This is a genomic window from Brevibacillus sp. FW301-21C12A (assembly GCF_058788915.1).
In genome coordinates this window covers 21,294-33,403 of the sequence record NZ_JBYTBG010000049.1, presented here as the reverse complement: position 1 = coordinate 33,403, position 12,110 = coordinate 21,294, and the positions used below count along the sequence as shown (strand labels likewise).

At 56.4% G+C, this 12,110-nt stretch carries 13 protein-coding genes; 5 read left to right on the top strand and 8 right to left on the bottom strand.

Annotation, left to right across the window (positions count from 1 at the left end; translation table 11 throughout):
- Nucleotides 1-33 precede the first annotated feature (33 nt).
- Entirely contained in the window at nt 34-930 is an 897-nt protein-coding gene (locus tag AC3WQH_RS22020; protein ID WP_241764955.1) for a helix-turn-helix transcriptional regulator, read from the bottom strand.
- 145 nt (nt 931-1,075) lie between these two features.
- Here AC3WQH_RS22020 and AC3WQH_RS22015 point away from each other — a divergent pair, with 145 nt between their 5' ends.
- From AC3WQH_RS22015 to AC3WQH_RS22000, 4 genes are all read left to right on the top strand, one after another.
- Nucleotides 1,076-1,846, top strand: a complete 771-nt coding sequence (locus AC3WQH_RS22015) for a YheC/YheD family protein (protein WP_007786219.1) — start codon at nt 1,076-1,078, stop codon at nt 1,844-1,846.
- 185 nt (nt 1,847-2,031) lie between these two features.
- On the top strand, nt 2,032-2,628 hold the full coding sequence (locus AC3WQH_RS22010; RefSeq protein WP_026557721.1) for a substrate-binding domain-containing protein: 597 nt from the start codon (nt 2,032-2,034) through the stop codon (nt 2,626-2,628).
- 359 nt (nt 2,629-2,987) lie between these two features.
- Complete coding sequence (locus tag AC3WQH_RS22005) at nt 2,988-3,968, top strand: hypothetical protein (RefSeq protein ID WP_492332247.1); 981 nt, start codon at nt 2,988-2,990, stop codon at nt 3,966-3,968.
- Nucleotides 3,944-4,420, top strand: coding sequence for an adenine deaminase C-terminal domain-containing protein (locus AC3WQH_RS22000; RefSeq protein ID WP_492332246.1), 477 nt, complete (start codon nt 3,944-3,946; stop codon nt 4,418-4,420). The genes AC3WQH_RS22005 and AC3WQH_RS22000 overlap by 25 nt, the downstream gene beginning before the upstream one ends.
- A gap of 396 nt (nt 4,421-4,816) precedes the next feature.
- On the opposite strand, the gene mscL is transcribed toward AC3WQH_RS22000, so the two are convergent.
- From mscL to AC3WQH_RS21985, 3 genes are read right to left on the bottom strand one after another with little or no spacing between them, the layout of a single operon-like run.
- Nucleotides 4,817-5,281, bottom strand: a complete 465-nt coding sequence (mscL, locus tag AC3WQH_RS21995; protein ID WP_005834464.1) for a large conductance mechanosensitive channel protein MscL — start codon at nt 5,279-5,281, stop codon at nt 4,817-4,819.
- Between the two features lie 12 nt (nt 5,282-5,293).
- Entirely contained in the window at nt 5,294-6,226 is a 933-nt protein-coding gene (locus AC3WQH_RS21990) for a nucleoside hydrolase (RefSeq protein WP_007786210.1), read from the bottom strand.
- Entirely contained in the window at nt 6,223-7,107 is an 885-nt protein-coding gene (locus AC3WQH_RS21985; RefSeq protein WP_005834468.1) for a nucleoside hydrolase, read from the bottom strand. The genes AC3WQH_RS21990 and AC3WQH_RS21985 overlap by 4 nt, the downstream gene beginning before the upstream one ends.
- 231 nt (nt 7,108-7,338) lie before the next feature.
- On the opposite strand from AC3WQH_RS21985, the gene AC3WQH_RS21980 reads away from it, so the two are divergent.
- On the top strand, nt 7,339-7,671 hold the full coding sequence (locus AC3WQH_RS21980; protein ID WP_005834470.1) for a hypothetical protein: 333 nt from the start codon (nt 7,339-7,341) through the stop codon (nt 7,669-7,671).
- A gap of 437 nt (nt 7,672-8,108) precedes the next feature.
- Here AC3WQH_RS21980 and AC3WQH_RS21975 read toward each other — a convergent pair whose 3' ends face one another.
- Genes AC3WQH_RS21975 through AC3WQH_RS21960 form a run of 4 tightly spaced genes read right to left on the bottom strand, consistent with a single transcriptional unit; the run spans nt 8,109 to nt 11,974 of the window.
- Nucleotides 8,109-8,324, bottom strand: coding sequence for a hypothetical protein (locus tag AC3WQH_RS21975; RefSeq protein WP_005834472.1), 216 nt, complete (start codon nt 8,322-8,324; stop codon nt 8,109-8,111).
- A gap of 53 nt (nt 8,325-8,377) precedes the next feature.
- The gene (locus AC3WQH_RS21970; RefSeq protein ID WP_005834474.1) at nt 8,378-9,595 is read right to left on the bottom strand and encodes an ABC transporter permease; all 1,218 of its coding nucleotides are present in this window, start codon (nt 9,593-9,595) and stop codon (nt 8,378-8,380) included.
- Nucleotides 9,592-10,314, bottom strand: a complete 723-nt coding sequence (locus tag AC3WQH_RS21965) for an ABC transporter ATP-binding protein (protein ID WP_007786204.1) — start codon at nt 10,312-10,314, stop codon at nt 9,592-9,594. The genes AC3WQH_RS21970 and AC3WQH_RS21965 overlap by 4 nt, the downstream gene beginning before the upstream one ends.
- A gap of 4 nt (nt 10,315-10,318) precedes the next feature.
- On the bottom strand, nt 10,319-11,974 hold the full coding sequence (locus AC3WQH_RS21960; protein WP_005834477.1) for an efflux RND transporter periplasmic adaptor subunit: 1,656 nt from the start codon (nt 11,972-11,974) through the stop codon (nt 10,319-10,321).
- Nucleotides 11,975-12,110: the final 136 nt, after the last annotated feature.

Here is a 12,110-nt window from a genome sequence, read left to right as displayed (position 1 = left end):
GACCTCACTCTCATCCCGCCCCTAAAGGGGGTGCTATCGCACCGTAGCGGGCTTTCTCGTTCGGAAAATCTGTAAAAAACGGACAACTTCACCCGGCTGCGCCCGCGCTCCGCGCACGGCGAAAATTCCGCCCGTCGTCTCGCCGTAGTAGGCGCGAAAGCTTTTGATGACGTGCGACTGGTCGTAGTAGCCGCATTGTACGGCCGCGTCTGCAAAGGAAGCAGCCTGCCCTTTGGCGAGCAGTTGCAGCAAGCTCTGAAACTGGATGATGCGGGACAGCTCCTTCGGCCCGATGCCGAGCGCCTGCTGGAACATCCGGCGCACATTTCGTTCGCTGTAGCACACTTTTTCCGCCAGCGCCGCAACCGACAGATTCCCCTGATGCTCGTACAGATGCTGCATGCTGGTCAACAAGAGCGCATTTTGCCGCATCCCGTCGCGGTTCAGGCTCTGCATCAGCAGCCGCTCCGCCCAGGCAATCCGCTGGGCCGTGTCCGCCGCGTCCAGCATTCCTTCCATCGCCCACAGCGCCTCGCTCCCCCAGAGGTCCTCCAGCAAAACGTGCGCAGCGCTGACCTCCGCCACCGGAAAGCGGAAAAAACGGTCGGCCTCCTCCACGAAAAAACGGATGCCGAACATCGCCTGCGGCTCTACCAGCGGCATGAGTTCATAGGCGGTCATCAGTCCGGTGACAAACGCGCCGCGCCCGAACGATCTCGCTCCCAGATCGAAAATGATGTCGACGCAGCCGTCCGGGATGACTCTGTGCAAAAGCGGCGTGCTCTGCCCGTGGCCGTGGAACTGCGAAGTCCAATAGCAGGCCACGTAATTCGCCAGGCTTTTGCTGGGCAAGTATTCGCGATAGCTGTACTGGTCGTCGGAGCCCGTCCCTTGCAAGATCGGCGGCTGGACTGGTTGGTATCGTCTCATCTCGTTCTCCGTTTCCGTTCGCATTTGCTTTTCCTAGAACATATTTTCCCCGCAATTGCCCAACTCCTGCTCACTTTTTTCCATTTTGCTGTATATGTTAGCAAGAATGGAACTTTGATCTTTGCAAAAAGGCGAGGTGTCTAACTTGATCTCCTCCTCCAAATGGAGCCTTCATCAGTTTTTTTCCAAAAGCCCGCACATTCGTCCGTATTTGCCCCCTACAGACTTGTACCAGCCCGCTCTGTTGGAACCTTATCTTGCGAAGTACACGACCGTCTACATCAAGCCGACGCGAACCCACATGGGCAAAGGCATCATGCGCGTCTTGCAAACGGCGGACGGCTACCAGTTTGTAAAAGAGCGTGGCGAGCCTGTCCGGGTTGCCTCGCTGGCGGAGCTGAAGCAGCAGCTTGCCCGCCAGTGTACCGAAAAAAACTACATCATCCAAAAAGGGCTGGATTTGGCTGAGCTGAACGGCCGCCCGTACGACATTCGCGTCATGATGATGCGCAACGGCCTCGGGAAATGGCAATATGCCGGGATGCTGGCAAAAGTAGCCGGAGCTGACAGCGTCATCACGAACGTCGCCCGCGGAGGCGGCTACGCCGTCACAGTCCCTCACGCCTTGTCCAAGTCGCAAGCGGTCGCGCCGGAAAAAATCAAGGAGGTCGTCTCCCGGTTGATCCGCGTCAGCCACCGCGTCTGCGCCCATTTCAACAAATACCGCCACAGCGCGCAAATCGGGGTTGATTTCGCCATCGACAAAGCGGGCCAGCTCTCGATCATCGAGGTCAACTACGACTTCCCTTCTCACGCCCTGTTTGCGAAGCTCAAGGACAAAACATACTTCCGCACCATCAAGCGGCTGCATTTTCAGTACAAAAACCGGGGGAAGCGCAAAAAGAAAAACGTTTGACGAATACGGCAGAAAACGCTGCGGATAGGGCTTTCAGATCGCCTCTGATTCTCTATCTTTTCTTTTTGCGGGTTGCGGGCAAAAAATGAGCAGAATGCTACGATTCTCTCAACAGAAGTTAATCGATTAACTGATACGTTTAACCAAGCGTTGGCAAAATCATCTTCATCGGCCTGTTTTCGGACATGTCCTTCCAGCAAAGCATCCAGAGCGTCCTCGACTGGAATATTCCCGTCGTCTACGCCAATCGCTGCATTCCGTTCGCCGGATTTCCGCTGCTGTACCCGGACTTGGTCAAGGCCAGCCGTCTAGGCACCGAGTATTTGCGCTCCAGCGGAAAGCGGCGGCTCGCCTTCGTCCACAAGCAATTGCCCGACCATCTGCTCCCTTATTTTCTCGACGGGTACCGCCAGGCGACCGGAAGCGCGGAAAAACCGTTGCTGCTGGAAATGGCCGATAGCATGGACCTGGCAAAAGACTGCATCCCGGCCCTGTTGCAACACAACATTGACGGCGTCTTCGTCCTGAACGAGCTGAGTGCCGTCTGTCTGACAAAAGCATTGGTGCAGGCAAACATCCGGATTCCCGAAGACATGGCGGTGCTGAGTCTGGGCAACTCCTTGATGTCGGAAATCTCTACGCCCGAGCTGACTTGCGTGGACTTGCACAACCGCGAGCTCGGGGTCAAAAGCGCCGAGATCATTTTAAGCCAGATTCGCAAAGAAGAGTTCGAACCCGTCACCATACTGGAGCCGTTCATCGTCGTGCGCAACTCCGCCTGACTTTTTCAAAAGAATAGCCGGCCGTTCGAAAACCTGGCTGCGCCACTGGCTTGGTTCAGCCTTGGTTGCCCTTTCTTGTACACTCTCCATCTGCGCAAAAAAGACTTCGCGTCTTTTGAGCTTTCGTTTCCCCTTTTAGTTAAACGTTTAACTACAACCGTTTTCCTCTGCCGACAAGCTTTCCCACATGTTTTTTTGCTGGTTGAGTTAAACGTTTAACTGAATGTTTTGCTCCATGCTACATACGTTTCGCAAACGCGTTTAGTTAAACGATTAACTAACCCTCTCTATTCGATAAGTGCAGAGCTTACTCGCTCTCCTTATATAAATTTTTCCCAAGGAAAGGAAGAACTGAAGCCATGAAGCAAACAGAAACGAACCACCTTGAACAAGTCCGTGCGATTTTCGCTATTTTGCACGGCAAGAAGGAAGCCGACCTGCTATTAAAAAACCTGAATATTCTGGATGTGCATGGAGAAACCGTCTACCACGGCTCCCTGCTCGTTTACGACAAGCGAATCGTCGCGCTCAATCCGGACGAGTCGGTCATCCAGGTCAAAGAAGTGTTTGACGGGCAAGGGCTGTATGCAATCCCCGGCTTGATCGATGCCCACCTGCACTTCGAATCCCAGCTCGCCCACCCGACAGCGCTTGCGGAAGCGATGGTGCCGTGCGGGACTACGACGATTTTTGCCGAATGTCTCGACCTGCTCAGCGCGGCTGGCGAAGACGGGGTACGCGCCGCGCAAAACTTGTTCCGCGACTATGACAAGCTGCCTTACCGCCTGTACGCTTTTGCTCCCCGCAAAAAGACGGCGGCTTGGGTGACCAAGGAAGTGCTGGAGATGGAGCCGGTCATCGGGTTAGGCGAATTTGAGTACTTCACCTACAGCAAAGGCGATGAGGACGATTTCCAGAAAGCGGCCTGGGTGCGGGCAAAAGGCGGCTTCATGAACGGACACTGGGGCCTGACCGCTCTGCCGGACATGGTGCTGAACTACTTGCCTGCGATCGGGGTATCCAACAACCACGACGTCTGGAACGGCGACGACATCGAAAAAAGCATTCGCTACGGTTTCCCGACGCAGATCAAGTTCGGCGTCGGCAGCAGCGAAGTCATCCAGACGCTGTTGCGCTCCATCGTCGACCGCAAGTTCCCGACGGAAAACTTCATGCTCTGCACGGACAATATTTCGATTGAACGCTTGCGGAAGCTGGGCCACATGGATTGGATCATTTCGCTTTGCGCCCAGATGGGCATCAGTCCGATCAAGGCGATAAAATGGCTTCCTACAATACCGCCAAGGCGTATCATATGGACGATCAGATCGGCTCTTTGACACCAGGCCGTTTTGCCGATATCGTTTTGACAGACAGCTTGTCGCAGATCAACCCGCTGTACGTCTTCAAAGACGGCGAACTGATTGCCAAGGACCTGTCCGTCATTCGCCGCTATGCCGATGGCAAGCGCCACGTCGTCAACGGCTTGTTTAAAGGCGTGTACGTCGAGCACGGCGCCGTGGCAACCTCCTGGCCCGCTCCGCTCCCCTACTTTGTCGTCGTCGGACAGGACAGTGCGGAGATGTGCTACTGCGCCAAAGAAGTGGACAAGTATTCGGGAGCGTGCATCGTGACCGACAACCAGACTAACAAAAGCGTACTGCCGCTGGAAATCTACGGCGTGATGGCAAACATGACCGCAAGCGAGCTGACCAAAAGCGCCGACGCGATTGACGCCGCGCTGGAGGAACTGGGCAACCGCAACGAAGGTGAGCCTGTCGTGAACAAGTGAACAAGCTGCTCAGCCTGTTTATTTCCTTGCATCGCTTCCGCTTCATGGAATAGCGGCAGAGTCGACAGATGCTCCGGTTTTTTGCCCGGCGTCCTCTCCCGCTTTTTACGTGAATCCTTTCGTTTAAAAAAGAAAGCGCTTTAAAAGCGCGGGCCGGGCCCCCCATGGAACATCCTCTCCCGCTGCCTGCGCAACTGCTGGGGGAACATCAAAACAGCTTTCGACTGCTCCCTCCTGGTCGCCTCGGCGTGCATCGGCCTGCTGTTCCTGGGCGAAATCATGTTCAAGTCGCCTTTTCGCGCACGGTACAAACCTGGTTAAAAAAACAAAAGCAAGCCGCACCAGTTGGTCGGCTTGCTTTTTCGTTTTGCGTCTTCTGTACGCTCAAGTCTGTGGTTATTCGTGCGCCAACGCCGCTCCGTTTGTATCGAGCATGGAGGTGCAATGCGGGCAGCGGGTCGCCTTGATCGGAATGGTCGTGATGCAATGCGGGCATTCCTTCGTCGTTTCCGGCGCTTTGACCACTTCCTGCTTGCGCTTGAAGCGGTTCAACTGCTTGATGACGATGAAGATAGAAAACGCGATAATCAGAAAATCAATGACAGAATTCAGGAAAAGTCCGTAGTTCAGGGTTGCAGCCCCGCCGTTTTTTGCTTCCGCAAGCGTATTGTAATGAACGCCGTTCAGCGCGATGAACAGATTCGTAAAATCAACTTTGCCCAAAAGCAGACCGATTAACGGCGTAATAATGTCGTTGACCAAAGAAGTCACGATTTTGCCGAAGGCTCCCCCGATGACAACCCCGACGGCCAGATCGAGCACATTTCCTTTTAACGCAAACTCTTTGAACTCTTTCAACATAACGATTCCTCCTTAATTTCCCATGACATGCCGCAAAAAATGCTGCACAAAACGCTCGTGGTCGACCTTCAGGCAAACTTGTACATTCGCAGCCTGGGCAGGACGAGCCCGCCTGTCGCCAATCGTGCGCGCGTCGCTTGCGCCCCCGGAAGTGTCGACTTCGACGTGCATCGGGACGGCCTTCACAAACGTCGGGTCAATCACGACGCCGACCGCCAGCGGATCGTGCAGGCCGCAGCCGCGCACATTGCCTACCGTCGCGTAAGCGTCCATGTACAGCTCGCACATATCGGCAAACACCCGGCTTACAGGCGTGTCACGCGCTCTCCATTCCCGCAGGTGCTCGCGCGTAAGCAGCGTCTGCATCGTCACGTCAAGCCCCACCAGTGTCATCGGGATACCTGACTGCATGACGAAAGCGGCCGCTTCCGGATCGGCGCAGATGTTGGCCTCCGCCACTGGCGTGCGATTGCCCGGCACGGTGACCGCTCCGCCCATCGCGACGACCTGCTCGATGAGCGTGACGATTTCCGGCGCCGCCATGATCGCCCGGGCGAGATTGGTCATGCTTCCGACCATGATGAGCGTAATTTGGCCAGGATTCGCCTTGATTGTGGAGATGAGAAACTGCGTGGCGCTCTCTGGCTGTGCGGCTGTCACGGGCGGCGGCAGGACGACATTGCCCAGACCGTTTTCGCCGTGGAACAGCCGTGCCTTGCCCGTCAGCTCGCGGACGATCGGACGGGCCGCTCCCTGGTAGACAGGGATGTCGGCTGCGCCCAGCAGCTCCAGCATTTGCAGCGTATTTCTCGTCGCTTCCTCGACGGTAATATTTCCAAACGTCGTCGTGATCCCGCATACCTCCAGGGCCGGGGAGTGAATAGCGTAGGAGATCGCCAACGCGTCGTCAATGCCCGTATCCACGTCCAAAATGACTTTTTTCACGATCGTCCATCCCCTTTCTCCGGCAGTTGCTGCAGTCCTGCGAGCACAGCCCCGGCTTTGATGCCTACGCACACGGCCGCGTCTGTGCCCACGCTTGGCTTCGCCCTCAGATCGGCGAGCAGGGCGCCGCGCGACAATTCGCTCTGACACTCGACCGCAAGCTTCATTTGCTCGACAAAAATGCGCTCAGGGGACTCGGCTGCCATAATCGCTGCCAGCGCGTGAACGGCAGAAGCTGTTTTTTCCGCGGAAAAGAAAGCCTCTGCCTCTGCTGCTGTCACAAGCCCAGCCGCCTTCGCACGCTTTGCCAACTCGTCTATGTACGCCTCCGCCGCCGACAGCGATTCCGTCGCGTCCAACGGAACGAACAGAAGCGGCAGCCGTGCTGCCAGGACGAACGCCGCCGCTTCCGGGTCCGCGTGCAGATTGGCTTCCGCGACCGACGTCACGTCTCCCGGCACGCGAATCGCGCCGCCCCGCACGACCAGCCGTTCAAGCGCTGATGTCCATTCGTGGTTCCTCGCCATTGCCATCGCCACTGTCGTCAAACGCCCCAGCGTCACCAGCGTGTACGGATTGGCCGAATCGTGCCTCAGCTCGGACAAAAATGACACGCCGTCACTGGTCGCAGCAGCCCCTGCCTGCGCGTCTGTTTCTCTGTGAAAAAGCGGCCGGCTCGCACCTGCCACTACCGGAATTGTTGCATTTGGCTGCACCAGCTCGATCAGCTTTTGCGCCAGCCTGATGCCGCGCTGCGGCTCTGCGTCGGTAACGACGATGCCGCTCACCTGAACGTTTGCCGATTGCAGCGCATACCAGAGCGCCAACGCTTGATCGAGCCCGCCGCTATAATCAATCAGCAGCCGCTGTTTTTGTGCCATGGCTTCCACTCCCCGCTCTGTCTCTCATTTCTCGTAAAATGTGCTGCCCCTATGCTATCTAAATCGGCTGAAACCGTCAAATGTCAACAAGCATCCGCCATCTCTCCTATTGCAACGAGCTGGAGACTATTTTACACTTAATCTTGGTTTCGACAAAATTCGTCAACATCCACACTTCAGGCTGGCCGAATCGATCGCGTTTCGCCCGTCTTTGAAAAAGGAGCAAGAGACATGCCCTCTGTGGAAAACAACGCAACCGACTTTCTTTCCCTCGCCAAGCAGCAGCTTGTCCACGCTATCATCCAAGCCAAAACAAAACCATATTTGCCCGTGTGGGGAGAGCTTTTTACTTCCTTGCGCGACATTGCCAGAATCGGGCGGCAGAGAGAGGAAAACATTATGCTCTACTTGCTGCAGCCGACTGGCTCCATGTGGTATTTGTACAAGGAAAACCGCTTTCACGCTGATCTGCCCGATCCTGGCATCTCGATCTCGCTGTCGCAGAAGCAGTTGATTGACGCCTTGCTGAAAGGCAGCTTTTCCCCGAAAATCCCGTCTGCGTAAACGGCCGGCCCGCTCTGTTCGCCGAGTGGTTTTTGCTCTGTCTTGCGGCAAACAAAAAAATCCCAGGATCGTTTCCTGGGAAGAGGTAGTACGGAAGTATTCTACATCTACAAACCTACAAGATCTAGCTGTATATTCAGGTAATTGTACCTATTCTATCCATTCAAAAAGCTGTGTGTTTCGTTGCGAGTCTGCTTCTTCTCCTGCTGCCAAATTCCCGCAGATTTACCCGCTTGAAAAAAAGAGGCGGCCCTCCTGCACAGTTTGGGTACCGCCATCCCGAACTTCCCCAAGTTCGTTCATATTGGAATTGTACTATGAAACTCTCTTATCGAAAAGTGTCAGGTTTTGTTTTATAGCGAAATAATGGGAAAAACGGTCGGAAAAGCAGAAAAAAAGCAAATCCCTGCCCCGTTTTCACGAGCAGGGATTCATTCCTACTTGGTATCCTTGCCGATTACGTCAGCAGCTCTCGGCCCAAATACGATGTACAAATAGACGTACTGGCTGACGCTCACTCTGGGAAAGACGAAGGCAACCCCTGTCTTCCCTGCGTACTGCCTGACCACAAACCGCAATTTGCCCGCTTTCAACCTTTTCAGGATGCGTGTCGCTTCTCGCCACGGTACGGAAAACTGGACGTTTTTTTCCATCAGCACCAACACCTCACCGCAGCTAGTATGCCCCGATTGGAAAAATTACACACTCATTCGTAGCGAAGCGCGTCGATCGGCTTCAGTTGGGCTGCCTTGCGCGCCGGGTAGACGCCAAAGATCACGCCAACCAAAGACGAGGTCAAAAACGCGTACAAAATCGGCGTCAGGCTGATCGAGGTCGCAAGCGAGCCGAGCTTGCTGATGAGGAGCGCGGCCCCTACCCCGATGGCAATTCCCAAAATGCCGCCAATCAGGCTGAGCGTAACCGCCTCGATCAAAAACTGGCGCAAAATATCCCGGCGCTTGGCCCCGATCGCCTTGCGAATCCCGATTTCGCGCGTGCGCTCTGTCACGGACACGAGCATGATGTTCATCACCCCGATCCCCCCGACGATCAGCGAGATCGCCGCAATGCCGGACAAGAGTGCCGTCATCGAGCTGGACACTTCCTGCGCCGTGCTGAGAATATCCGATTGGGACGTAATGCGAAAATCGTCTGCCGCTTGCGGCCGCAGGTTGTGCTGGGCGCGCAGCGTCTGGCGAATGTCCTGCTGCGCCGCGTCCATCGTGTCGGAGGACGCGGCCGAGACGTAGATCGTGCCGACGTTTTTGCCGCCTGTCAGACGGCTCATCGCGGTCGTAATCGGAATGAGAATCCTGTCGTCGTTGTTCGTCATGCCGGAGCTGCCCTGGCTTTTCAGCACGCCGATGATCGTAAACGGCACGCGATTGATCTGCACCGTCTGCCCCACCGGGTTCGTCGTCGTGTCCTTGAACAAGTTGCTGACGACCTCCGTCCCTACGACGGCGACGTTAAACTGCCGCGTCACCTCGAAGTTCGTGAAAAACCGGCCTTGTGCCACCTCTGCATTGCGCACGCGCAAAAAATCGGCGGTTGTCCCCTCCAGCATGCTGGAATAGTTGTTGCTGCCCCAGACGATCTGGGCACGGCCGTTGACGCTCGGGGCGACGCCCGCGACCGATTCCTTTTCTGCGATCGCTTCTGCGTCGGCCAGCGTCAACGTATTCAGCGACCCGGCTCCCAGGCTGACCCGGCCTTGCGTCGCTTGTCCTGGCGAGACGATCAGCAGGTTGCTGCCCAGGCCGTTGATCTGCGAGGCGACAGAGGAAGACGTGCCTTCCCCGATGGCGACCATCGCAATGACGGCCGCGACCCCGATGATAATCCCCAGCATCGTGAGCACGGAGCGCAAGCCGTTTGCCCGGATGCTGCGAAACGAAATGCGTACACACTCGATCAAGCTCATGTTCTCACTTCCTCTGCCCACGCTCTTCTGCGCTCTTTTACCACTTCATTGGCGATGATCTGGCCGTCGCGAAAACGGACAATCCGCTTGGCATACTCGGCAATATCCGGCTCATGCGTGACGAGGATGACGGTTTTGCCTTCGTCGTTAAGCCGCTGGAAAATGCCCATGATCTCTTCGCTCGTCCTGGTATCCAGGGCGCCAGTCGGCTCGTCCGCCAGCAAAATGACCGGATCGTTGACCAGCGCCCGGGCAATTGATACCCGCTGCTGCTGGCCGCCCGACAGCTCGTTCGGCTTGTTGTTCAACCGCTCGGCCAGCCCCACGCTGGTCAGCGCCCTGATCGCTCTCTCCCTGCGCTCTTTGGCGGGCGTGCCGCCGTACAACAGCGGCAGCTCCACGTTTTCCACCGCTGTCGTGCGCGGGAGCAGATTGAAGTTTTGAAAAACAAAGCCGATTTTCTGGTTGCGAATCTCCGCCAGCTCGTCATCGTGCGCCTCGGAAACAGGGTGGCCGTCCAAGTAAAACTCTCCCGCCGTCGGCTTGTCGAGGCAGCCGATCACGTTCATCATCGACGATTTGCCCGAGCCGGACGGCCCCATGATCGCCACGAAGTCGCCCTCTTCAATCGTCAGGCTGACGCCGCGCAAGGCCAAAATTTCCTGGTCGCCGATCTGATACTGCTTTTTCAGCCCTTCAATTTGTATGACTGGTCTCATCTTCTCATCGTCCCCTCATCTGGACGACGCCTCCGCCACCTGGGAAGCCGCCAAGGCCGGGCATTCCGCCTCCCATTCGGGCACCGTTCTGATTGGACGTCGACGAGCTTGTGCTTGTGCTGATCGGAACGACGACTCTGTCCCCTTCCTTCAAACCTTCCAGCACTTCTACGCGATCCGCCGCAAAAAATCCGATCTTGATCGGCACGAACTGGTACGGCATGGAAGCCATTCTGCCTTCTCTTGCGCTTGTGCGCTCGCCCGTCTGCCCCGCTTGCCGCTCTGCTCCCGCCTCCGGCTTGGCCTCGGACTTCCCGGCTGCAGATTGTTCGGTCGCACCGCTCTCGGCTCCGGCGCTGTTTCCGCTTCCGGACATCAGGTAGACGCCGTCCTTGCCGTTTTGCGTCTGCAAAGCATAGGCCGGTACGTACAGCACATCCTTGTGCGTTCCCAACTCGATCGTGACGTTCATCGTCATCCCGATTTTCAGCTTGCTGTCCTTGTTGGTGACGGAGAGCAGCACATCATAGCTCGTGACACCGGAGTCTGTCTTCGCCTCCGGGTAAATCAGCTTGACTTTTCCCGTAAAAGTTTCATCCGGATACGAGCTGGTCGTAAACGACACGGGCAAGCCTTCTTTTACTTTTCCGATGTCGCTCTGGCTGATCTGGGCCAGCACCTCTAGCTCGCCGGAGTTGGAATTATCCATAATAATAAAATCATTGCCTGGAATTTCGCCGACATTGCCGTTCAACTGGACGATCACGCCGTCCATCGGCGCCCGCAGCGTCACGGCGTTCAATGCCTTTTGCGCTTTTTGCAGTTCGGCCTTCGCTTGCTCGACCGCAGCCTTCGCCGCGAGAATCGTCGCCGAATCCGGCCCTTCCTGCGCTTCTTTCAACGCCTCCTGTGCCGTCTGATAGGAAGCGAGTGCCTGCTCGACCTTTACGCCAGACTGCGAGCTTGTCTGCCCCGCCGTCAGCACAGCCGAATTGTAATCCCGCTTCGCCTGCTCCAAAGCGTCTTGCGCATTGTCGTACTCGGTCTGCGAGATCGCGCCCGCCTCAAACAGTTTCTTTTGCGAATCAAACGTCTTCTGGGCGTTGTCGAGATTCGCCTTCGCCTTGGCTACGTCGTTCGTCGCCTTTTGCCCGTCGATATTTTGCTTCGCCAGCTCCAGCTCGTTTTTCGCCTGGGTGACAGCCGCCTGCAGCGAGCTGATTTCCGCCGCGCTCTTGCGCTTTTGCGCATCCTCCAGCTTCGCTTGTGCCGATAAAAGGTTCGCCTGGGCGTTGGTCACCTGGATTTTGGCGACGGAATCATCCATCGTAGCCAGTACCTGGCCAGCCTTTACATGGTCGCCGATTTTGACCTGGATCGTCGAGATGGCATCTTTGGCGTCCTCTGCGTCTGAAAACGAGAGCGAGGACCGCTTGGAAGCCTGCACAGTCCCGGACGCCAGCACGGTTTCCGAAACATCGCCCCTTTTCACCGTGACGACCTGATACGCCGCCTGTGCCCGTTCCGGGGTCAAAAGCGTCCGGTAGCCGAACACGCCCCCTCCTGCGATCACCGCGACAGCCAGTCCGACGATGATCCATTTTTTCTTGCTATTTCGCGCCCCCGAAAACAACGTCCGCTTTTTCTCCGATTGCGTCACACCAAATCCTCCTGCCATTTGCGTAATGACTGGGAAGCTGCTTGTCTTCCCTGTTGCGATCAATATACGGAACGAATGCGTCAGGGAAAAGTCAGATGGAAGGGAGTGGTGTGAAATGTCGTCACGGCTGGTTCCG